The 23468-nt window shown below is 72.0% G+C and carries 15 protein-coding genes; 6 read left to right on the top strand and 9 right to left on the bottom strand.

Features of this window, described 5'->3' with window-relative positions:
- Positions 1-38: 38 nt before the first annotated feature.
- Complete coding sequence (locus tag ACFV0T_RS33255) at positions 39-4655, top strand: hypothetical protein (RefSeq protein ID WP_385787480.1); 4617 nt, start codon at positions 39-41, stop codon at positions 4653-4655.
- Between the two features lie 3 nt (positions 4656-4658).
- Here the strand turns inward: ACFV0T_RS33255 and ACFV0T_RS33250 are convergent, their stop codons facing one another.
- The 8 genes from ACFV0T_RS33250 to ACFV0T_RS33215 all read right to left on the bottom strand — a co-directional run bounded on the left by ACFV0T_RS33250 (position 4659) and on the right by ACFV0T_RS33215 (position 16675).
- A complete protein-coding gene (locus ACFV0T_RS33250; protein ID WP_385787479.1) occupies positions 4659-6209 on the bottom strand; it encodes a GMC family oxidoreductase in 1551 nt (516 codons plus the stop codon).
- Between the two features lie 19 nt (positions 6210-6228).
- Positions 6229-7800 carry an APC family permease gene (locus ACFV0T_RS33245; RefSeq protein WP_385787476.1) on the bottom strand — a complete coding sequence of 524 codons (1572 nt, stop codon included), beginning with the start codon at positions 7798-7800 and terminating at the stop codon, positions 6229-6231.
- Between the two features lie 181 nt (positions 7801-7981).
- Positions 7982-9448 (bottom strand): aldehyde dehydrogenase family protein, encoded by a 1467-nt coding sequence (locus ACFV0T_RS33240; protein WP_385787474.1) that lies wholly within the window; start codon positions 9446-9448, stop codon positions 7982-7984.
- The gene (locus ACFV0T_RS33235; RefSeq protein WP_385787471.1) at positions 9429-10571 is read right to left on the bottom strand and encodes an aromatic ring-hydroxylating dioxygenase subunit alpha; all 1143 of its coding nucleotides are present in this window, start codon (positions 10569-10571) and stop codon (positions 9429-9431) included. Before ACFV0T_RS33235 ends, ACFV0T_RS33240 begins: the two co-directional genes overlap by 20 nt.
- 11 nt (positions 10572-10582) lie before the next feature.
- Entirely contained in the window at positions 10583-11737 is a 1155-nt protein-coding gene (gene solA / locus ACFV0T_RS33230) for an N-methyl-L-tryptophan oxidase (RefSeq protein ID WP_385787469.1), read from the bottom strand.
- Positions 11738-11746: 9 nt separating this feature from the next.
- Positions 11747-14272: an FAD-dependent oxidoreductase gene (locus tag ACFV0T_RS33225; RefSeq protein ID WP_385787466.1), complete on the bottom strand. Its 2526-nt coding sequence runs from the start codon at positions 14270-14272 to the stop codon at positions 11747-11749.
- A gap of 283 nt (positions 14273-14555) precedes the next feature.
- Complete coding sequence (locus tag ACFV0T_RS33220; RefSeq protein ID WP_385787464.1) at positions 14556-15641, bottom strand: S-(hydroxymethyl)mycothiol dehydrogenase; 1086 nt, start codon at positions 15639-15641, stop codon at positions 14556-14558.
- 203 nt (positions 15642-15844) lie between these two features.
- Positions 15845-16675 (bottom strand): IclR family transcriptional regulator, encoded by an 831-nt coding sequence (locus tag ACFV0T_RS33215; protein ID WP_385787461.1) that lies wholly within the window; start codon positions 16673-16675, stop codon positions 15845-15847.
- A gap of 405 nt (positions 16676-17080) precedes the next feature.
- Here ACFV0T_RS33215 and ACFV0T_RS33210 point away from each other — a divergent pair, with 405 nt between their 5' ends.
- Entirely contained in the window at positions 17081-17404 is a 324-nt protein-coding gene (locus ACFV0T_RS33210; RefSeq protein WP_385787458.1) for a bifunctional 3-phenylpropionate/cinnamic acid dioxygenase ferredoxin subunit, read from the top strand.
- Positions 17401-18585: an NAD(P)/FAD-dependent oxidoreductase gene (locus tag ACFV0T_RS33205; RefSeq protein WP_385787455.1), complete on the top strand. Its 1185-nt coding sequence runs from the start codon at positions 17401-17403 to the stop codon at positions 18583-18585. Before ACFV0T_RS33210 ends, ACFV0T_RS33205 begins: the two co-directional genes overlap by 4 nt.
- A gap of 50 nt (positions 18586-18635) precedes the next feature.
- Here ACFV0T_RS33205 and ACFV0T_RS33200 read toward each other — a convergent pair whose 3' ends face one another.
- Entirely contained in the window at positions 18636-19334 is a 699-nt protein-coding gene (locus ACFV0T_RS33200; protein WP_385787452.1) for a hypothetical protein, read from the bottom strand.
- 418 nt (positions 19335-19752) lie between these two features.
- Here ACFV0T_RS33200 and ACFV0T_RS33195 point away from each other — a divergent pair, with 418 nt between their 5' ends.
- Genes ACFV0T_RS33195 through ACFV0T_RS33185 form a run of 3 tightly spaced genes read left to right on the top strand, consistent with a single transcriptional unit; the run spans position 19753 to position 23453 of the window.
- Positions 19753-22617: a nitrate- and nitrite sensing domain-containing protein gene (locus tag ACFV0T_RS33195; RefSeq protein ID WP_385787450.1), complete on the top strand. Its 2865-nt coding sequence runs from the start codon at positions 19753-19755 to the stop codon at positions 22615-22617.
- Positions 22614-23048 carry a roadblock/LC7 domain-containing protein gene (locus ACFV0T_RS33190; RefSeq protein ID WP_385787447.1) on the top strand — a complete coding sequence of 145 codons (435 nt, stop codon included), beginning with the start codon at positions 22614-22616 and terminating at the stop codon, positions 23046-23048. Before ACFV0T_RS33195 ends, ACFV0T_RS33190 begins: the two co-directional genes overlap by 4 nt.
- 9 nt (positions 23049-23057) lie before the next feature.
- Entirely contained in the window at positions 23058-23453 is a 396-nt protein-coding gene (locus tag ACFV0T_RS33185) for a DUF742 domain-containing protein (protein WP_385787444.1), read from the top strand.
- Positions 23454-23468 lie beyond the last annotated feature (15 nt).

The raw sequence follows: 23468 nt of genomic DNA, 5'->3' as shown, positions 1-23468 counted from the left end.
CGATCCCCCGATCTGCCGAAGACTTACGAGAGTCCGCCATGTACGAGCTGTCCCGGGTCCGCCTCTACTCCATCGGACCCGCCGGTGCGCGTTACGCCGACACCATGCTTGACCTGCGGGGCGTGGGCGAGCCCGTGCCCGATCCCGCGCCCACCCAGGCGGAGTTCTTCGAGGACGAGCCCGTCGGCCCGCCCCGCCGGCCCGCGCCCGCCGGAGTGCTCTTCCTGGAGAACGGCGGCGGCAAGTCGGTCCTGCTCAAACTGATCTTCTCGGTGATGCTTCCGGGCCACCGCAACACGCTCGGCGGCGCCAGCTCCGGCGTGCTGCGCAAGTTCCTGCTCGCCGACGACTGCGGGCACGTGGCACTGGAATGGCAGCACGTGCTGACCGGCGAGTGCGTCGTCGTCGGCAAGGTCAGCGAGTGGCGCGGGCGCCAGGTCTCCAACGACCCGCGGAAGTTCGCCGAGGCCTGGTACTCGTTCCGGCCCGGCCCCGGGCTGAGCCTGGACAACCTGCCGGTCGCCGAGGCCACCGCCGTACGGCCGTCCGTCGAGGGCCAGTCCGGCGCACAGGGGCGCCGACGCACCATGAAGGGCTTCAGGGACGCCATCACCGAGGCCGGCAAGGCCTACCCGTATCTGGAGGTGCACTGGGAGGAGATCCACGACCGCTGGATCGAGCACCTCGGCGACCTCGGTCTCGACCCCGAACTCTTCCGCTACCAGCGGGAGATGAACGCCGACGAGGGCGAGGCCGCGGGCCTGTTCGCGGTCAAGAAGGACTCCGACTTCACCGACCTGCTGCTGCGCGCCGTCACGGACACCCGCGACACCGACGGACTCGCCGACCTCGTCGGCGGCTTCGGCAACAAGCTGGGCCGGCGCGCCGAGCTGATCGCCGAACGGGACTTCACGGCCGGGTCGGTCGACCTGCTCGGCCGGATCGTCGAGGCCGCCGAGGCACGCGCGCGTGCGCGTGACATCCACACGGCGGCCGAGCGCCGCACGCGCACCCTGGCACGCCGGCTCTCCGCCCGCGCCGCGCGGGAACGCACGCGTGCCACCGACCTCGCCCAGCGGGTCACGGCCGCCGCCTACGCCGTCACCCACGCCGAGAGCGCACGCGGGCGCAGTGCCCTGGTCGCCGCCGAACTCGCCTACCGACACGCGTCGTTGGCGCTCGCCGTGGCCGAGAAGTCCGCCGCCGCACAGAAGCGCGAGCTCGCCGAGGCCCGCACCCTGCACTCGGCCTGGCAGGCCGCCGAGGCCGTGCTGCGCCACCGCGCGGCCGCCGACCGGGTCACCCGGGTGTCCGCCGCGATCCAGGAGGCCGAGCGGGACGCCGCCCCGGCGCTCGCCGCCCGCGCCAAGGCCGCCATAGAGCTCGTACGGGCCCTGCACACGGCCGCCGAGAGCGCCGAGACCCTCGCCAACGAGGAGGAGGAGCGGTCCGCCGCGCTCCAGGAGGTCAGCGACACGGCCCACCGGGACGCCACCTCCGCCGCGACCGAGTCGCAGCGCGCCCGCAGCGAGATCGGGCACCTGCGCCAGCGCCTCACCGAGGTCGAGCAGGAAACGGCCGAGGCGGTGCGCGCGGGCTGGCTGGACGACAGCGCGCCCGACGCCGACCCCGCGCGCGCGGCCCTTGCCGCCAGCGACGCGGAGAAGACCGCCGTCACGGCCTGGGACACCGCGCGGGAGACCTCGCGCCGGGCCGCCGAACACGCGCGCGAGGCGGCTTCCGCGGAGTCCCGCGCGGAACTGACCGCGGCCCGCGCCGCGGACGCCGCGACCGCCACCGAACGGTCGCACGAGGCCGAACTGCGCATCGCCGAGGCACTGGCGGACGAGGAGCGGCTCGCGGAGCTGCTGAGTCTGACCACCGGCGACGCGCGCCGGGGGATCCCACAGCCCCGGCGGGACGCCGACGCGCAGGGCCCCGGCGGCGCGTTCGCCCCCGCCGAGCTCGACCGCTTCGCCGACGAACTGCGCGAGCTCCTCGACGACGCCGTCTCCGCCGCGGAACGGCAGCTCTTCGAGCTGCGGACGGCCGCCGCCGACGACTCCCGTATCCTCGGCGCGCTCGGCGACGGCGGACTGCTGCCGCCCGGCCCGGACGTGCTGGCCACCGTGGAGTTCCTCGGTGAGCACGGCATCCCCGCGCTGCCCGGCTGGCGGTACCTCGCCCAGGCCGTCGACCCCGCCGACCACGCGCGCGTGCTGGCCGCCCGCCCCGAACTGGTCGACGGCGTGATCATCACCGAACCGGCCTCGCACAGCCGGGCCCGGGAGGCGCTCGGCGACGCCGCGCTGCTGCCCCGGTCGGCCGTGGCGGTCGGCACCGCGGCCGCCCTGCTCGCCCCCACCCCGGCCGCGGACTCGGCGGACGGCGACGTCTTCCTCGTACCGCCGAACCCGGCCATGCACGACGAGCACGCCGCCGACGAGGAGCGGCAGGCGCTGCGCGCGCGGGCGGCGGAGCGCGACGACGAGATCCGCGCGCTCGCCGCGCGGCTGGGCAAGGACCGGGAGCTCGCCGCCCGGCTCGCCTCGTGGCGTACCGGCTGCCCCGCCGGACGGCTGGGGGAGCTGGAGCGGGCCGCCGGGGACGCCCGCGCGTTCGCCGAGGAGGCCGAGGCCGAACTCGCCGAGGCGCGCACCGTGCGTGCCGAGGCGGAAGAGACCGCCGCCGAGGCCGCGCAGGTGCGCGACGAACGGCAGGAGGCCGCGCAGAAGGCGCGGCGCGCCGCCGACGCCCTCGCCGGCCTCGCCTTCCGGCTGCGCGAGCGGGCCGGCTGGCAGGTCAAGCTGCGTGAACTCGCCGACGAAGCCACCGAGTCGGAGGCCCGCGCCCAGACCTGTCTGGAGCGCGCCCGCGCCGCCGACGAGGACCGCCGTGCCGCCCAGCGAGCCGCCGACGACACCCGCCGTACGGCCCGTGCGCTGCGCGCCGAGCGCGCCGAGATCGCCGGCGCCCCCGACGACGTACCGCAGGGCGACCCGGACGCCTCCAGGGCGTCCCTGCCCGCGCTGCGCGAGGCCTACCGGGCCGCCTCCCAGGTGTACGAGAAGGTCGGCGTCGGCGCCGACCTGCGCGCCGAGCAGGCCCGCGCGGAGAGCGACGAGAGCGCGGCACGGACCGAGCTGGACCGGCTGAGCAACAAGGTCCGCACGCGCGCGGAGCAACTGCTCCAGTCGCCGGACGGCTCCGACGGACCGTCCCGGCAGGCAGCCGCCGCGCGCGCCGAGGAACTGGTGGCACTCCTGGAGACCCGGATGTCGCAGGCGAGCGAGCAGCTCGGACGGCTGCGCGGCGAGGCCGAGCGGCACGCCCCCGAGGACGGCGGGGCGCACACCGAACTGCCCGAGGAGCTCCAGCCGCGCGACGCCGAACACGCGCAGGCCCTGCGCCGGACCGCCACCGCGGAACTCGCCTCCCGCACCGAGGCGTTGTCCCAGGCCCGCGAGGCGCACGCCGAACTCCTGGACGCCCACCGGGCCGCCGAGGACGCCGTCGGCGGCTTCGAGGAGACCGCCGCCATGCTGCGCGACCTGCTGCGCGAGCACGCGTCCGACGAGGACCAGGAGGAGGTCGAGCCGCACCCCGGCAGCCTGGAGGAGGCCCGGCAGGCGGCCGCCGAGTCCCGCCGCTCGCTGCGCGGCTGCGCCGCCGACCTGTCCGCCGCCGAGGCGTCCGTGCGCGAGGCGAGCGACATCCTCGTCCGGCACGCCAACGCCACGCGCTACGAACAGGTCCGCACCCCGGCCCGGCAGCAGATCCGCGAACTGCCCGCCGCCGCGCTGCCCGAACACGCCCAGAAGTGGGCGGACGCCTTCGCGCCCCGGCTCCGCGTCCTCACCGACGAGCTGGCCCAGCTGGAGCGCAACCGGGACTCGATCGTGGACCGGCTGCGCGGACTCGTGGAGTCCGCCCTCGCCACCCTGCGCTCGGCCCAGCGGCTCTCCCGGCTGCCCGAGGGGCTCGGCGAGTGGTCCGGGCAGGAGTTCCTGCGCATCCGCTTCGAGGAACCCGACCAGGCCACGCTCACCGAGCGGCTCGGCGAGGTCGTCGACGAGGCGACCCGGGCCGCCGTCAAGAAGAACTCCGACCTGCGCCGGGACGGCATGTCCCTGCTGCTGCGCGGGGTCGCCGCGGCCCTCCAGCCCAAGGGCGTCGCCGTCGAGATCCTCAAGCCCGATGCCGTACTGCGCGCCGAGCGCGTCCCCGTCGGCCAGATGGGCGACGTGTTCTCCGGCGGCCAGCTGCTCACGGCGGCCATCGCCCTGTACTGCACCATGGCCGCCCTGCGCTCCAACGACCGGGGCCGCGACAAGCACCGGCACGCCGGCACGCTCTTCCTCGACAACCCCATCGGGCGCGCCAACGCCACCTACCTGCTGGAGCTCCAGCGGGCGGTGTCCGACGCGCTCGGCGTCCAGCTCCTCTACACCACCGGCCTCTTCGACACCACGGCGCTCGCGGAGTTCCCACTGGTCATCCGGTTGCGCAACGACGCCGACCTGCGCGCGGGCCTGAAGTACATCAGCGTGGAGGAACACCTCCGGCCGGGGCTGCCGCAGCAGGCCCCGGCCGGCGACGACGCATCGGTGCACAGCGAGATCACGGCGACCCGGATGTTCAAACGGCCCGCGTAACCGTCACGCGTCCTCCTTCAGCAGGTCCGCGCACTTCTCGCCGATCATCATCGTCGTGATGCACGGATTGACGGAGACCAGATCCGGCATCACCGACCCGTCGGCGACCCTGAGGCCCTCGACCCCCTTGACCCGCAGCCGCGCGTCGAGCGGGGCCGAGGCGTCGTCGTCCGCACCCATCCGCACGGTGCAGGACGGGTGGTAGACGGTGTTGTGGGTCTTGTGGATGTAGTCGAGCAGCTCGTCGTCGGTGCGCACGTCCGGGCCGGGGGCCAGTTCGGCACCCGCCCAGCCGCTCAGCGCGGGCTGCTCGGCGATCCGCCGGGCGAGACGTAGCCCGTACGTCATCACCCGCACGTCGTGCTCGTGGGTGAAGTACCGCGGATCCACCCGGGGTTTGTCGCGGTGGTCCCGGGTCCGGAGCCGGACCGTGCCCCGCGACTTCGCCCGCGTCACGTTGGGTGTGAGGCAGAAGGCGTTCTCGGAAGTGGGGTAGCCGTGCCGGGCGGTGTTCATGTCGAACGGCACGGAGCCGTAGTGGAACATCAGGTCCGGCCGGTCCAGGCCGGGCTCGGTGTCGTAGAAGACGCCCGCCTCCCACCACTGGCTGGACGTGGTGGTCATCGGCTGGGCGGCCTCCCACATGATCACGCCCTCGGGGTGGTCCTGGAGGTTCTCCCCGACGCCCGCCGCGTCCACGGCCACCTCGACGCCGACCTCGCGCAGGTGTGCGGCCGGCCCGATGCCGGACAGCATCAGCAGCTTGGGGGAGTCGATGGCGCCGCACGACACGATCACCTCGCGCCTGGCCCGGACCGTCCGGGTGTGGATCAGGTCGGGGTCCAGGTACTCGGCGCCGACGCAGCGCCGCCCCTCCAGCACCAGCCTCTTGGCCCGCACCCCCGTGCGGACCTCCAGGTTGGGCCGCTTGCCCATGACGGGGTGCAGGTAGGCCACGGACGACGACTGGCGGAAGTTGTTCTCGTCGGAGTTGATCTGGAACCAGTTCGCGCCGCGCACCACCGTCGTGCCGGTGTTGAACGCGACCGTCGGGATCCCGGCCTGTGCGCACGCCTGGAGCAGCGCGGTGCCGCACGGGTCGTCGCTCTTCAGCGTGCGCACCTTCACCGGTCCCGTGCGGCCGTGGTGGTCGCCGGGGGCGTCGTTGTTCTCCAGCCGCCGGTACAGCGGGAAGAGGTCGGCCGCGCTCCAGCCCGTACAGCCCCCGGCAGCCCAGTCGTCGAGGTCCTCGGCCGGGGCCCAGAAGGCGATACAGGAGTTGTGGGACGAACAGCCGCCGAGCACCTTCGCCCGCGCGTGCCGCATGAAGCTGTTACCGCTGGCCTGCGGCTCGACCGGGTAGTCCCAGTCGTAGCCGGACTCCAGCAGGCCCATCCAGCGTTCGAGCCTGAGGACGTCGTCGTCGCCGACATCGCTCGGGCCCGCCTCCAGGACGCACACCGTGACCGACGGATCCTCGGAGAGCCGCGCCGCCACCACGTTGCCGGCGGTGCCGCCGCCGACCACGACGTAGTCGAACTCATCGATGCTCATGAGCGTGGGCCTCCGTGTCTCAGTCGGCCGCCGGGGCGGCGAGGGGAGCGGGCGGGGCGGGGGTTTCGTCCAGCCGGTGATCGGCGAGCACGCCGGTGCGGTGGCGCTGGACGAACCAGTAGTAGGCGTAGCCGCCGCCCGCGATGACCACGACGAACAGGACCGCGCCCCACTTCAGGTACCAGTGGAAGGGGGCGGCCGCGTTGTAGACCGCGGCGCGCGGCCAGATCAGGTTGAGGGTCATCGCACCGCCCCACAGCACCGCGACGATGTTGACCAGCAGTCCCCAGCGGCCCAGCGAGAACTTGCCGTCGCCCGCCGGCTGCCATCTGCCGCGCAGTCGGGCCACCAGCATCGGGCCGGTGACGCCGAGGTAGGCGAGGTAGATCATGACGATGCCGATGCTGGTGACGACGGTGAAGATCTGCGGCTGGCGGATGTTGACCACGAGGATCGCCAGCGCCAGGATCCCGATGATCACGGCCGGCAGCACCGGGGTCCGGAAGCGCGGGCTCACCCTGGCCAGCAGCGCGGAGGCGGGCAGGTTGTTGTCGCGGGACATCGCGAACGCCAGCCGGATCGCCGCCGTGTGCACGGCCAGCGCGCAGACCGTGACCGCGATCAGCACGCACCACAGCATGGCCTTGCCGGCCGTCGGGCCGAGCACGTCCAGCACGACGTACTGCAGACCGTCCGTGGACAGCTTGCCGCTCTTCAGGCTGGAGACGCTCATCAGCGCGAGCAGCAGCACCAGACCGCCCAGGACGAAGGAGGCGACGATGGCGCGGATGATGGCGCGGGGCGCGTTGCGGGACGGGTTCAGGGACTCCTCGCCGAGCGAGGCGGCCGTGTCGAAGCCGTACATGACGTACGCGGACGCGAGCGAGGCCACGAGGAAGGCGCCGAGGTAGCCGGTCGAGTAACCGGCCCCCGTCCCCCGGGTGTCCATGACCACCTGCGGGCCGCGGGTGATGTGCACCGCGAACAGGACGATCAGTACGACCGTGGCGACCAGCTCGATGAACACGCCCGCCGTGTTGATGGTGGCCATCAGCTTGACGCCGAAGGCGTTCACCAGCGTGGTGAACAGGATCAACACCGCGGCCAGGATGACCGCGTTCGTCGCCACGTCGTACTTGCCGGTGCCGTCGCCCACGAACTGGAAGACGGAGGAGATCTGCGGCAGCGTCAGCTGGTAGGCCAGTGCCACGGCCGAGATCGTCACGATCGAGGCGATCAGCATCATCCAGCCGGCGAGCCAGCCCAGGTGCGGGTTGCCTATCTTCTTGGACCAGTTGTAGACCGAGCCCGCGACGGGGTAGCGGGCGGCCAGTTCCGCGAAGCACAGGGCGACCATGAACTGGCCGACGAAGACCATCGGCCACGACCACCAGTAGGCGGGGCCGCCGCTGCCGTAGCCGAAGTAGAACAGCTGGAAGGTGCCGGTCAGGATCGAGATGTAGCTGATCCCGGCGGCGAAGGTGTGGAAGTTGCCGAGGGTGCGCTTGAGTTCGGGCCGGTAGCCGAACTCGGCGAGTTCGGCGTCGTCGTGGCCGTGCGTTCCGGACGAGGGTCGTTCGGTCGTCGTCATGAGCGGACTCCTGGTGGGCCTGGGGAAGGAGGGATGGAGCGGCTCGTGCGGGTGCCTGGGTCGGTGGTGGTGCTCTTCTGCGGGTGCCTGGGTCGGTGGTGGTGCTCTCCTGCGGGTCCCTGGGTCGGCGGTGCTCTCCTGCGGGTCCCTGGATCGCCGGTGCTGCTCTTCTACGGGCGGCTCACGCGAACCACCCCTGTGGCGTGGGGGCGGTGTTGCGCCAGATGTGCTTCGCCTCGCGGTACTCGGCGAGCCCCGAGGGCCCGAGTTCGCGTCCGAAGCCGGACTGCTTGAAGCCGCCCCACTCGGCCTGCGGGACGTAGGGGTGGTAGTCGTTGATCCAGACCGTGCCGAGCCGCAGCCGGGCCGCGACACGCGCGGCCCTCGCCTCGTCGCTCGTCCAGACCGCGCCGGCGAGGCCGTAGATGGTGTCGTTGGCGAGCCGGACGGCCTCGTCCTCGCCGGTGAAGCGTTCGACGGTCAGGACCGGACCGAAGGACTCCTCCTGGACCACGGACATCCCGGCGGCGCACTCGTCCAGCACGGTGGGCAGGTAGTAGAACCCCTCGTCGAACCCGTCCCCCGTCGGGCGGGCGCCACCGCATCGCAGCACGGCTCCCTCGGCCAGCCCTTGGGCCACATAGGCCTCGACCTTCGCCCGGTGCGCGGCGGAGATCAGCGGTCCGGTCCGGGCCCGCTCGTCGAACGGCCCACCGAGCCTGATCTCCGCGGCCCGCCGCACGACCTCGTCCACGAACCGGTCGTGCAGCGGATCCTCGACCAGCAGCCGCGCCCCCGCCGAGCAGACCTGCCCGGAGTGCAGGAACACGGCGGTCAGCGCCATGTCGACGGCCGTGTCGAAGTCGGCGTCCGCGAAGACGATGTTGGGGTTCTTGCCGCCGAGTTCGAGGGCGACCTTCTTCACCGTCCCGGAGGCGGCCGCCATCAGTCGGCGGCCCGTCTGGAGGCCGCCGGTGAAGGACACCAGGTCGACGTCCGGATGGTCGCCGAGCGGGGCGCCCGCCTCCGGGCCGGCGCCCAGGACCAGGTTGCCCGCGCCCGGCGGCAGCCCTGCCTCGCTCAGCAGCCGCATGAGGTGGATCGCGGTGTGCGGGGTCAGTTCGCTCGGCTTCAGCACGAAGGTGTTGCCGGCCGCGAGCGCCGGGGCGACCTTCCACGCCGTCTGCAGGAGCGGATAGTTCCAGGGCGTGATCAGCGCGCAGACCCCGACGGGTTCGTACACGACCCTGCTGTCGACGCCTTCCGTGCCGGTGTCGATGACCCGGCCGGTCTCGCTCGCGACCAGTCGGCCGAAGTAGCGGAAGCAGTTCGCGATGTCGTCGATGTCGTACTCGCTCTCCACCAGCCGCTTGCCGGTGTCGAGGGACTCGGCGCGGGCCAGCGCGGCCTTGTCGCGTACGAGGAGGTCGGCGACCCGCAGCAGGAGCGCGCCGCGCTCGTCGGCGGACGTGTGCGGCCAGGGCCCGGTGTCGAAGGCGCGCCGCGCGGCGGCGATCGCCTCCACCGTGTCCTTGCCGCCGGCCTCGTCCACGACCCCGACCAGCGAGCCGTCGGCGGGACAGCGGATCTCGCGGGTGCGCTCGTCGAGAGCTCCCCGCCACTCGCCGTCAATGAACAGGTCCGGCATGGCCGCCTCCGAGCTGGTCGATGAGCCACTCGTGGAAGATCCCGAGGTGATGCTCGTTCGGCACCAGCACACCACCGTTGCGATACGCCCGCGAGGTCATGGCGGGCTGGGTGCGTTCGCACGCCTCGAAGTCCTGTTCGTTCACCCGGTGGAACAGCTCCACCGACTTCGACACGTCCGCGCCCGACGCGACGACCTCCGGCGCGTACAGCCAGTCGCACTCGACGACCGTGCGGTCCTGCGCGAGCGGGAACATGCGGTGCAGTATGACGTGGTCCGGCACGAGGTTGATGAAGACCGTCGGTTTCACCGTGATCGCGTAGTAGCGCCGGTCCTGGTCGTCGGAGACGTCCGGCAGCCTGGCGAAGCCCTCGCTGCCGTCGACCGTGAAGCCCCGGACGCCGTCACCGAACTCGGCGCCGTGGCCGACGTAGTACTGGGCCGCGTAGCCGTCGGTGAACTCCGGCAGGACGTCGGTGAGCTCGGGGTGGATCGTCGCGCAGTGGTAGCACTCCATGAAGTTCTCGACGATCAGCTTCCAGTTCGCCCGCACGTCGTAGGTGATCCGTCTGCCGAGGGCGAGGTGCTCGGTGCCGTAGTGGTCGATCGCCGCCGCGTCGCCGAGCCGTTCTACGGCCGCGTGCAGCACGGTCTCCTCGAAGGACGGCGGTTCGGCGGCCAGGGACACCCAGGCGTACCCGAGCCACTCACGCAGGGCTACCTTGATCAGGCCGTACGCGACCCGGTCGACGTCCGGCATCTTGATCAGGTTGGGCGCGGCGACCAGTCTGCCGTCGAGGTCGTAGGTCCACGCGTGGTACGGGCACTGGAGGTTGCGGCGGACCTCGCCGGACTCCTGCGTGCACAGCCGGGCCCCGCGGTGCCGGCAGACGTTCAGGAAGGCGCGCAACTCGCCGGTGCGGGTGCGGGTGATGATGACGTTCTCGCGGCCCACCTGGACGGTACGGAAGGCGCCCGGCGTGGCCAGGTCGGCGCCACGCACGGCGCAGAACCACATCGACTCGAACAGAAGTGCCTGTTCCTGCCGGAAGATCTCCGGGTCGGTGTAGTAGCGCCCGGGGAGGGTGGCGATCAGGCTCGGGGAGACGGGGGTCGTCGTCACGTGCGGGCTCCTCAGGCGGGCGCGGCGGCGAGGCGGGCGGGGTCGAACAGACCGATGGGGTGCTCGGTGGAGCCGGTCAGCGCGAGGTCGGCGAGGATCTCCCCGACCACCGGCACGAACTTGAAGCCGTGCCCGGAGAACCCGCAGGCCACGGTCACCGACTCCGGGTGCGCGGGATGGCGGGCGATGACGAAGTGCTCGTCGGGGGTGGTGGAGTACATGCAGGTGGCGGCCTTCAGGAAGGTGCCGGGGAGGTCCGGGATGCAGCCCGACATGTGGTCGGCCATCGCCCGGACCTCCTCCTCGTGGACCGTCCGGTCGATGGTCTCCGGGGTGGTGACCCGCCCCTTGCGGAAGAAGGCGACCTTGGCGCCGAGGCCGGGGCCGTCGATGGCCGGGAATCCGTAGACCTGGACGCCGTCCGCGGCCTCCCAGACGTAGATCGGATGGTTCTCCGGCAGGAACCGCTCGACACCGCCCTCGGGCTCGAACCAGTACATGACCTGCCGCTCGATGGTGAACGGCACCCCGAGGTCGGTGAGCAGCCGCGGTGCCCACGCGCCCGGGCAGATGACCAGTTGGGACGCCGTGTAGGTGTTCTCGGCCGTGTGCACACGGACGCCGTCCCGGTACGGCTCCCAGCGCGTCATCGGCTCCTCGAAGTGCAGCTCGGCGTCCTGCCGGGTGGCCAGCTGGAGATGGGCCGCGACCGTGTTCTCGGGCCGGACGAGCCCCGCCTTCTCCTCGAAGAGCGCCACCTCGTCGTCCTTCGGCGTCAGCGTCGGGAAGCGGCGGCGGATCTCGCGCGCGTCCAGCATCTCGTGCGGCAGATCCCACTGACGCGCGGAGCGCAGCGAGCCTGCGACGGTCCGCGAGTCGGGCCGGCCGACCATCACACCGCCGCGGAGAACGGCGATCTCCCGGCCGGTCGCCCGCTCCAGCTCGTCGTACAGCTCGTACGCGCGCAGCAGCAGCGGCACGTACGCCGGGTCCTCGAAGTAGGACTGCCGGGTGATCCGGGAGCCGCCGTGGCTGGAACCCCGGTTGTGGACCGGGCCGAACTTCTCCAGACCGAGCACCTGGGCGCCGCGCGCGGACAGATGGTGCGCGGCGGCGCTGCCCATACCGCCGAGACCGATCACGATCACGTCGTACGTGGGGGACATGCGCGTCTCCTATCGGCGGATGCGGGTCATCTTCGGGTCGAAGAGCGGCTCGTCGGCGACGGTGGCCGGGATCCTCTGGCCGAAGTACTCGATGTGCACACCGGTGCCGGTGGCCAGCACCGGCAGCCAGGCGTACGCGACGCAGCGGCCCAGCGTGTAGCCGTAACCGGCGCTGGTCACGTACCCGGCGGGGGCGTCTTTCGGCCGAGCGGAGCCGGGAGCGGGGGCGTACACGGGCTCCTTGCCGAGGACGACGGCAGCGGGGTCGTCGAGCAGGAGGGGGGTGAGCCGGCGCGGTTCGCCGGATCGTCCGGGGTGGGTCCGGAGGGTGCGGAGGGCCTCCTGGCCGACGAAGCCGTCCTTGTCCATGCGGACGGCGAAGCCGACGCCCGCCTCGAACGGGTGGTGCTCGTCGGTCATGTCGGTGCCCCAGGAGCGGTATCCCTTCTCCAGCCGCAGGGAGTTGAAGGCCGAGCGCCCGGCCGCGACCACGCCGTGCTCCTGGCCGGCCTCCCACAGCGTGTCCCAGAGCCTCAGCCCCAGGTCGGCAGTGGTGTACAGCTCCCAGCCCAGCTCGCCGACGTACGACAGGCGCAGCGCCGTGACCGGGACGTGTCCGACGTACGTCTGCTTCGCGCGGAAGTAGCCGAAGCCCTCGTGCGAGAAGTCGTCGCGGGTCAGCGGCTGCACGAGGTCGCGGGCCAGCGGGCCCCAGACCCCGACGCAGCAGGTGCCGGAGGTGATGTCCCGGACCTGTACGTCCGCCGGGGCGTGGCGCAGCAGTCGGTCCAGGTCGGCGGGGGAGTTGGCGCCGACCTGGAAGCGGTCGGGGGCGAGGCGGGCGACGGTGAGGTCGGAGCGGATGCCGCCCGTCTCGTCCAGGAGGAGGGTGTAGGTGACCGCGCCGGGCTTCTTGCGGAGGTTGTTGGTGGTCATGCGGTTCAGGAAGCCGAGGGCTCCGGGGCCGGTGACTTCCAGGCGCCGCAGGGGGGTCATGTCGTACAGGGCGACCCTCTCGCGTGTGGCCCTCGCCTCGGCGGCCGCGATCGGCGACCAGTGGCGGGCCGACCAGGCGTCGCGTTCGGGGAGCGGGCCGAGGGCGTCGACGAGCGGGGCGTTCGCCTCGTACCAGTGCGGGCGCTCCCAGCCACCGCCTTCCAGGAAGTACGCGCCGAGCTCCTGCTGACGGGGGTAGAACGGGCTCACGCGGAGCGGGCGTGGCTGTTCCATCGGCTGGAGGGGGTGGAGGACGTCGTACACCTCCACGAACTGCTGTGCGCCGCGTTCACGGACGTACGCCGGTGAGCACTGCGCCTCCTCGAACCGCGTGAGGTCGCATTCGTGCAGGTCCAGGGACGGGCGCCCGTCGACCATCCACTCGGCGACGGCCCTCGCCACCCCGGCGGAGTGGGTCACCCAGACGGCCTCGGCCAGCCAGAAGCCGCGCAGCCGGCGCGACTCGCCGAGGACCGGCATGCCGTCGGGGGTGAAGGAGAAGACGCCGTTGAAGCCCTCCTCGACGTCGGCTGTGTCGACGTCCCGCAGGGCGGGGAGCAGCCGACGGCAGTCGTCCCAGCTCGGTGCCCAGTCCTCGGCGGTGAACGGATATGAGGACGGCATGTCCCTGTGCTGTGCGCGCGCCTCGTCGTACGGCAGGACCGCGAACGGATCGACGGGCAGCGGCCGGTGGGCGTACGAACCGACGCCGATACGGTCGGTGTGCTCGCGGAAGTAGAGGTCCCGGTCCTGGAAGCGGAGGATCGGCATCGACGCCTCGGCGGTGGCGTCGGCCAGCTCGGGCAGCCTCGGTGTCTTCGCGTACTGGTGGGCCAGCGGCTGGAGAGGTACGTCCACCCCGGCCATGCGGCCGATCACCGGGCCCCAGAAACCGGCCGCGGAGACGACGTGGTCGGCCGGGAAGGTGCCCTGGTCGGTGACCACGGCGGTGACCCTGCCGTGCTCCTGCTCGATCCCGGTGACCGTGTGACGGTCCAGGAAGCGGGCGCCGCGGGCGGTGGCCCGGTCCGCCTGGGCGCGCGAGGCGGGCAGCGCGCGGGCCAGGCCGTCGTCGGGGGTGTGGAAACCGCCGAGGACCGTCGCCTCGTCGATGAGCGGCCAGAGTTCCTTGCAGCGGGCGGCGTCCACCACCTCGCCTCGGATGCCCCAGGCGGCGGCGTAACCGGCCCGGCGGTGCAGCTCGGCCAGGCGCTCGGGGGTGGTGGCCAGTTCCAGGCCGCCGACCCGGTGGAAGCAGGGGACGCCGTCGACCTCCAGGGCACCGAACTTCTCGACCGTGTACTTGGCGAACTCCGCGAGCGTCCTGGACGGGCTGGTCCGGAAGACGAGGCCCGGCGCGTGGGAGGTGGAGCCGCCGGGGGCGGGCAGGGGGCCCTGTTCGAGGACCGTGACGTCGGTCCAGCCGCGGGCGGTCAACTCGTCGGCCAGGGAGCAGCCGACGATACCGGCGCCGATGACGATCACGCGCGGGGACGGGGGGCGGTTCTCGTGGGCACGGTGTACGGGGGTGCTGGACATGCCCCTCCTTGCCGGGGTGGGGTGAGGCGCTGGGAAGTGTGATCGGAGCCTTTCGGGGACTGGGCGGCCGGGCCGCTGGGGCTCGGCGTTTGGGCGGCCGGGCGGTTGGGCGGTGAGGCCGTGAAGTCGTGAAGTCGTGGGGTCGTGAAGTCGTGAAGTCGTGAAGTCGTGAAGTCGTGGGGTCGTGGGGTCGTGAAGTGGGGTTGCGGGGTTGTGGGTCGTGCTGGGGATGGGTGGTGGGGCCCCGCGGTTCGTCAGGGAGCCGGGTTGCGGGAAGTCGGACTCACAGGACCACCACCGAGCGCAGCACCTCTGCGCGGTGCATCTTGGCGAACGCCTCCTCCACCTGGTCGAGGGCGATCGTCTCGGTCACGAAGGCGTTGAGGTCCAGCAGCCCGTACAGGTACTGGTCGACGAGGAACGGGAAGTCGCGGCTCGGCAGGCAGTCCCCGTACCAGGACGGCTTGATCGCGCCGCCGCGTGAGAACACGTCGATCAGCGGGAGTTCGACCGTCATCTCCGGGGACGGGACCCCGACCTGGACCAGCACGCCCGCGTGGTCGCGCATGAGGAAGGCCTGCTTGAAGGTCTCCGGGAGGCCCACGGCGTCGATCGCGATGTCCACGCCGAAACCGTCGGTGAGGGCCCGTACCGCTTCGACCGGGTCCGTGCCCCGGGAGTTGACGGTGTGCGTGGCGCCGAACTTCTCCGCCTGGTCGAGTTTCCGGTCGTCGATGTCGACGGCGATGACCTTCATGGCGCCGTTGAGACAGGCGCCCGCGATGGCCGCGTTCCCGACGCCACCGCAGCCGATGACGGCGACCGTGTCGCCGCGGCCGACGTTGCCGGTGTTGACGGCGGCACCGTAACCGGCCATGACACCGCAGCCGATGAGACCGGCCGCCTCGGGGCGCGCGGCGGGGTCGATCTTCACCGCCTGGCCCGCGGCGACCAGCGTCTTCTCGGCGAAGGCGCCGATGCCGAGCGCGGCGGAGAGCGGGGTGCCGTCGAGGAGCGTCATCGGCCGGGTGGCGTTGCGGGAGTCGAAGCAGTACCACGGCCGACCGCGGCGACACGAGCGACAGGAACCGCAGGGGGCACGCCAGGCCAGCACGACGTAGTCGCCGGGGACGAGGCCGGTGACGTCCTCGCCGACCGCCTCGATCGTGCCGGCCGCCTCATGGCCCAGCAGAAACGGGAAGTCGTCCGTGATCGCGCCCTCCCGGTAGTGCAGGTCCGTGTGACAGACCCCGCACGCCTGTACGGCGACCAGGACCTCTCCGGGACCCGGGTCGGGGACGACGATCGTCTGCACCTCGACGGGTGCGCCCTTCTTCACAGCGACTACGGCACGGACCTCGTGGGGCACGACCAAGCTCCTCTGCTGTTGCGCAGTGCACGATCGGTTGCGCGATGGGGAACATCTTGAGAACGCCATCAAGCGGCCGTCAAGAGGTGCGAGTTAACCCTTGGCAAAAGCAGCCGGGCGGACGAAACCTGACGGACACACAGCGGCGCGGGGCCGGTCGGATCCCGGCCCCGCGCCGTACTTCGGGTAGGACGCCCCCTACGTCAGAAGCCGTACCCCATCCGGCGGGACAGCTCGGCACCCGCCGCCACCGTCCGCTTCGCCAGCTCCGGCAGACGGTCGCTGTTCAACCGGTACACCGGTCCCGAGACGCTGATCGCGGCGATCACCTTGCAGTCGTGGGAGCGGACCGGCGCGGCCACCGCGGTCAGGCCGAGTTCGAGTTCCTCGACGGTGATTCCGTAGCCCTCCTGGACCACGGCCTCCAGTTCGCCGCGGAGCATCGACGCACCGGTGATCGTGCGCTCGGTGAAACGCGGCAGGGGGCGTGCCAGCAGACCTTCGCGCAGGGTCGGCGTCGTGTGCGCCAACAGCACCTTCCCGCTGGAGGTGGCGTGCAGCGGAGTGCGTCTGCCGAGCCAGTTCTGCGCCGTCACGGACGCGGTGCCACGAGCCTGCATGATGTTGACGGCCGCGTCGTCGTCCAGGACCGCGATGTTCACCGTCTCGCCCAGTTCGTCGGCGAGTTCCCGGCACACCGGGACACCCTCCTGCGAGATGTCCAGCCGCACTGCCGCCGCCCCCGCCAGGCGTAGTACGCCGGCTCCCAGGTAGTACTTCCCGCGGTCCTTGGCCTGGGCCACCAGACCGCGGTTCTCGAGGACACCGAGCAGCCGGAACGCGGTGGACTTGTGCACGTCCAACTCCTCGGCGATCTCGGTGACGCCCGCCTCGCCGTGCCGGGCGAGGATCTCCAGCACGCTCACGGCGCGGTCCACCGACTGCACGGCGCTCGCCGCGCCCCTGCCGCCGGGCCGCTCCTGGTTCGCCTCGTTCTCCGCGCCGCGGTCGGACTGCTTCTGCGTGCGGGTCATAGCTCGACTCTCACCACCTGACAGCCCTGTTTGGGCCGCATCTGCGGGAAACCCTTGACGCGGCGGTCGCCCCGCCCGGATTCTGTTGCGCATAGCGCTTCTTCATGCGCCATACGAAACATCATGTTACCGAAGCGTCCGGATCTCGGAAGGGGTCCGCACGAGCCGGACCGAGGACGCTCCGTCGCTTCGGCCCGCTTCGCTCGCACGCACTTTTGCTCTGCCGCGCTTCCATACCTCCGCTCCCGTGCTTTCCGCCTGCCGCCTGCCGCCCGCTGTTTCCGTTCTCCGTACTCCGCTTCTCCGTGCCGCTTTCACCGCTCGGACCGATGAAGGTCCGAGCTCCCTGACCGCCTGGACCGAGCAGGTCCCGGACCGAGCGTCCCGGGACCGAGAGGGGGGCCCGTGATTCCCGTCTGCCGCCTTGAAGACCTCCCCGAGGGTGAGTCCGTCCGCATCGAGACCACCCCGCCCGTCGCCGTGTTCCGCACCGACGACGGCGAGCTCTACGCCATCGACGACACCTGCACCCACCAGGACGCCTCCCTTTCCGAGGGGTGGCTGGAGGGCTGCCTCGTCGAATGCCCGCTGCACGCCGCATCGTTCGATCTCCGCACCGGACAGCCGGCCTGCCTGCCGGCCCGCCGCCCCGTCCGCACCCACCGGGTCACCGTCGACGACGGCGTCATCCACGTGCACCTCGTCGTGGAGGAGGGCAGCGCCGCATGAGGACCGTCACCGTCGTCGGCGCCTCGCTCTCGGGTCTGTACGCCGCCCGGGAACTGCGCGCCCAGGGATTCGACGGACGACTTGTGATCGTCGGCGACGAACCCCACCACCCCTATGACCGCCCTCCCCTCTCCAAAGACTTCCTCACCGGCCGTGCGAGCGAGGGCGACCTCGCCCTCACCGACAGCGAGGAATCCGCCGGACTCGACGCCGAATGGGTCCTCGGCGTCCGGGCCGGGGGGCTCGACGCCCGCGGTCGTGCCGTGCTCCTCGACGACGGCCGTACCGTCTCCACCGACGGTGTCGTCATCGCCACCGGCGCCCGCGCCCGCCGCCTGCCGGGTGACGGCCTCACCGGCGTCCACACCCTGCGCACCCTCGACGACGCCCGAGCCCTGCGCGCGGAACTCGGTCGCGGCCCGCGCCAGGTCGTCGTCATCGGAGGCGGCTTCATCGGCGCCGAGACCGCCTCCTCGTGCGCCGCCCTCGGCCACCGCGTGACGGTCGTCGAGGTCGCCCCGCTTCCGCTCGTGCCCCAACTGGGCGCCGAGATGGCCGCCGTGTGTGCCACCCTGCACCGCCGGGGCGGGACGGAGCTGGTCACGGGCACCGGCGTAAGGGGGCTGCGGGGCCCGGTCGCCGTCACCGGCGTGGAACTCTCCGACGGCCGTACCCTCCCCGCCGACCTTGTGATCGTCGGCATCGGCGCCACCCCCAACACCGGCTGGCTGGCAGGCTCGACGCTCGCCCTGGAGGACGGCGTCCGGTGCGACGACGGCTGTGTGACCGCACTGCCCCAGGTGGTCGCCGTCGGCGATGTCGCCCGCGTCGGCGGGATCCGAGCCGAGCACTGGACCTCCGCGACGGAGCAGCCGCGCGTCGCCGTGGCCAACCTGCTCGCCGGGCGAACCGTCGAGACCTCGCGGTCGGTGCCGTACTTCTGGTCGGACCAGTACGGCGCCCGTATCCAGTTCGCCGGCCGGCGCCGGGACGGCGACAGTGTCCGCATCACCGAGGGCGCCCTTGCCGATGGGACACCTGCCGACGACGGCTTCCTGGCCCGGTACGAACGAGGCGGCCGGACGACCGCGGTGCTCTCCGTGGACCGGCCGCGCCCCTTCTTGCGCGCACGGCGCGAGCTGCTGCGTGGGGAGGGCCGGGTGGCATCGGTCGTGCTCTGAAGCCGTGGGGGACTGCGCGATGCCGGGATGTGGTGCGGGCGGCTGTGACGTCAGGAGTGCGACAGCTGCCCGGTACCGCCGGCCCTGCGTATCCGCTCGTTGGCCCGCTCGGTGGTCCGTGCCTGCCGCCGGGCCCGGCGGCGTTCGCGGCGCAGTGACCGGGCGGTGCTGTTCGGGGCCGACACGACTCCGTTGCGCTGGTTCCACACCTGGCGGGTCACCCACACGTCGAGCGCACCCCACGTGGCGGCCACGGTGCTGGCCACACTGCTGATCACCATGGGGAAGGCCAGCCACGAGCCGGCCATGGTGCACAGGAAGGCCGTCATCGCCTGGATCAGCGTCACGGCGATGATGATCACCGCGCGCACGGCCGCCGTACGCACCGGGTCGGGCATCCGGCGCCGCCGGGCGGGCTCCTCGACCCACAACGGGCGATACCGAGGTCGCTCCTGCGCCACGTCCTCCGCCGATCCGCGGGCCTTGGGCACGGCCGCTCGCGCCGTGCCCCCGTCCGTGCTCCGGCCCGCGCTCACGCCTGCCGGAAAGCCGCGTCCGCCCCCACGTCCGTCCGCCGATCCGCGTCCGCCCCCACGTCCGTCCGCCGATCCGCGTCCGCCCCCACGTCCGTCCGCCGATTCGCGTGCGTCCGCCGGAATGTCGCGATCTGGTGCCTCGGGGCGCCGTTGTGCCACCCCGTGCGCCACCGCGCTTTCCTGAGCCGCCTCGTGCCGCTCCACCGTGCCCATCACCGTGTCACTCCCCACCGCCAGCAGACCGCGTGTTCGGTCCGAAGACCCCGACTCCCCAGTGGCTGCCCGGCTTGCGCTGTTTTACGCCGCCCGGGTGCGAGATGCGGCTCCTGTGGCCGATTCCGCCCCCGGTTCCCGTAGAGATAGACGAGCGAACTCGCCCGAAGATTCCCAACAGGCGCAAAATTCTGGCCAACTGGCCAAAGACGTAGGGCGGATCCGGCTTCTCGAACACGGTCGGATCCGGGGAGGCAATCTCCCGCAATGACCGGACAACTCCGTATGTCTTGCCGCGGGCACGGAAGTTCGGCCTCCGGACGGCCCTTCGAGTTACCTGCGCGTCAGTAGTAGGCTCGCGCCGTTTGTTGACGCACTGTGTACCCCCTGCCGTACGGGGGTCGAGCTGGGGGAGGCCATGCGCTTTCGCGGGAAGTCGATCCGTCGGAAGATCGTGGCGCTGCTTCTCGTGCCGCTGGTGTCCCTGACCGCCGTCTGGGGTTTCGCCACGGTACTCACGGGTCGCGAGGCGAACCGGCTGTTCAACGTGTCGTCGGTGGTGGAGAAGATCGGATACCCGATCGAGGACACCGTCCACGTCGTCCAGCAGGAACGTCGCCAGACCCTCGTCTATCTGGCCGACCCCCGGGCCTCCGACGCCCTGTCCGCGCTCCATCGCACCCGGACCGCGACGGACCGGGCCATCGCCGAGATCCGCGGCAACGCAGGGGACGCCGGTCTGCGTGACGTCCTCGACCAGGACGACGCCGAGGCCCTCACCGCCGTCCTCGACGCCTTCGACGGCGTCGACTCCCTGCGCCGCAGCGTCGAGGAGGGCACCGTCACCCGGGCCCAGGCCCTCGACCTCTACAACCGCCTGATCGACCCCTGCTACGCCCTTCTGTCCACCCTGGACGTGGTCGACAGCGTCGACATGGACAAGCAGTACCGGGCACTCGTCAATGTGGCCCGCGCCCGGGAACTGCTCTCGCAGGAAGACGCGCTGCTCGGTTCCGCCCTGGTCGTCGGCCGGGTCACCCACGACGAGATCCGCGACGTCTCCGACTTCGAGGCCCAGCGGGACGCGGTGTACGACATCAGCCTCGCCCAGTTGCCCACCGCGGAGCGGGACCGCTACGAGCGGTTCTGGAAGAACGCCACCACCGCCCCGCTGCGGACGGCCGAGCAGGCCGTGATCGCGGCCAGGCCGGACAGCATGCCCCGCGGCGTCACCGCCAAGAACTGGGACACCGCGGCGGGCAGCGTGCTCGACGAACTCGGGACCCTCGACGCCCAGGCCGGCGACCGCTACCAGGACCGGGCTCGCCCGGTCGCGATGGGTGTCATCGTCCAGGCCGCCGCCGTCGGCGTCCTCGGACTGATCGCCGTGCTGTTCTCGCTCTTCCTGTCCGTGCGCGTCGGCCGCGGCCTCATCCGTGACCTGCGCCAACTGCGCCTCGAGGCCCACGAGGCGTCCGGTGTGCGACTGCCCAGCGTGATGCGTCGGCTGTCTGCCGGGGAACAGGTCGACGTCGAGACCGAAGTACCGCGCCTGGAGTTCGACAGGAACGAGATCGGTGAGGTCGGCCAGGCCCTCAACACCCTGCAACGGGCCGCCGTCGAGGCCGCCGTCAAACAGTCCCAACTGCGGTCCGGGGTCTCCGAGGTCTTCGTCAACCTCGCCCGCCGCAGCCAGGTCCTCCTGCACAAGCAGCTGACGCTGCTCGACACCATGGAGCGCCGGACCGACGACACCGAGGAACTCGCCGACCTGTTCCGCCTCGACCACCTCACGACCCGCATGCGGCGGCACGCCGAGGGACTGGTGATCCTCTCCGGCGCGGCCCCCTCGCGGCAGTGGCGCAAGCCCATCCAGCTCATGGACATCGTCCGCGCCGCCGTCGCCGAGGTCGAGGACTACGAACGCATCGAGGTCCGCAGGCTGCCCCGGACGGCCATCACCGGCCCGGCGGTCACCGACCTCACCCACCTCGTCGCCGAGCTCCTGGAGAACGCCACGGTGTTCTCGCCGCCGCACACCGCCGTCCAGGTTCTGGGCGAACGGGTCGCCAACGGCTTCACCCTGGAGATCCACGACCGTGGTCTCGGCATGGCCGCCGAAGCGCTGCTGGACGCCAACCTCCGGCTCGCCGAGACCCCGGAGTTCGAGCTGTCCGACACCGACCGGCTCGGCCTGTTCGTCGTCAGCCGGCTCGCCCAGCGGCAGAACGTCCGGGTCTCCCTGCAACCGTCCCCCTACGGCGGCACCACCGCCGTCGTCTTCATCCCCGACATCCTGCTCACCGACGACGTCCCCGACACCAACGGCATCGGCTTCCGCCTCGACCGGCCTCATCCGCCGAAGGAGGAGGCGCCCGCCGAGAGCCGACGGGCCGCGCTCGCCCAGCTGCCCGTGCAGCTTCCCGGTCTGCCCTCGCTGCTGGACGGGCCGGTCGAACTGGAGGCGCCCGTCGATCTCGACGCCCTGGACGGTTATCCGGGCGTGCTCGACAGCGAGGACAGCGAACGCGGCGGACTGTTCCGTCCGCGCCGCACGGTCGCTCCCGTGGAGGACGGGCCGAGCGGACCTGGCGAAGAGCGACACCACCGGCTGCCCGACCCACACGGCGGAGGCGATCGCATCGACCCCGACCAGCGCCTCAGCGCTCCCGTCCCGCTGCCCCGCCGCAGCACGCCCAAGCTGGTCAGCTCCCACGGCCGCCCGGTCACCGAGCAGCGCTCCCGACGCGAGGAGGCGGACGAGGAACGCTCCGCACTCCCCGGCCCGCGCGGTTCGCAGCAGGACGGCCCGGCCCCCCTGCCGACCCGCCGCCGCGGTGCCACGACGCCTCTGCGACGCGGGACCGGCGTGGCCGACCAGGGCACCGAGCGCACCGATCCCGCCGCCCCCCGGACCCACGCCTCGGACGAGTCGCCGGACGCCCCGGCGCTCCCCAGGAGGGCCAACCGGCCCGCCGCCGTTCCTTCGAACCGCCTGGACGACACCGCTCCGTCCCTCGGCACCGCGCCTCACGAGGCGGGAACCGGTACCGGCGCGCTGCCCCGCCGCGTACGCCAGGCCAACCTGGCTCCGCAGCTGAGACAGAGTCCGGTGCGGCGTGAGGACCGCATGGAACCCGCGGAGCGCGACGCCGACGAGGTACGCAGCCGCATGGCCTCGCTCCAGCGCGGCTGGCAACGCGGTCGCGAGGAGAACGCCGCGGGCGACGACGCACACAGCGGCACAGCACCACAACGAACGACAAAGGGGGACGGTCGATGACCGCACCGAAGGCGACCGACGACAGCACGACCGGCAAGGGCGAGCTGAACTGGCTCCTCGACGAGCTGGTGGACCGCGTCGCGAGCATTCGCAAGGCCGTCGTGCTCTCCGGAGACGGCCTCGCGACCGGGGTGTCCAAGGACCTCACCCGCGAGGACGGCGAGCACCTCGCAGCCGTCGCCTCGGGCTTCCACAGCCTCGCCAAGGGCGTGGGCCGTCACTTCGAGGCCGGCAGCGTCCGTCAGACGGTCGTCGAACTCGACGAGGCCTTCCTGTTCGTGACGGCCGCCGGCGACGGCAGCTGCCTCGCCGTCCTCGCGGACGCCGACTCGGACGTGGGCCAGGTCGCCTACGAGATGACGCTGCTGGTGAAGCGGGTGGGCGTACATCTGGGCGCCGCCCCGCGCACCGATCTGCCCTCGGGCGGGTAGTGAGATGTCATGAGCACAGACGGTCAGCGCAGAAGACACTGGTTCGACGACGACGCCGGACCGGTCGTCCGCCCGTACGCCATGACGCGCGGCCGCACCGCCAGTGCGGCTCAGCACCGACTCGATCTGATCGCGGTGGTCGTCACGGAGCCCCACGGGGACGACCCGGAAGTGGACCACAGCCTGTCCCCGGAACACGTGGACATCGTCGAGCTGTGCCGTGGCACACCGCAGTCGGTCGCCGAACTCGCCGCCGGGCTCGACCTGCCCATCGGAGTGGTGCGGGTCCTCATCGGGGATCTGGTCGCCGGGGAATTCGTTCATGTGAACCGGCCCGTCCCCCCGGCCGAACTGCCGGACGAGAGTATTCTGCGCGACGTGATCAACGGCCTCCGGGCGCTGTGAGCAGCGCGGAAGCGG

The organism is Streptomyces sp. NPDC059582 (assembly GCF_042735715.1).
Lineage (GTDB): Bacteria > Actinomycetota > Actinomycetes > Streptomycetales > Streptomycetaceae > Streptomyces.
This window is presented reverse-complemented; position numbering and strand designations above follow the sequence as displayed.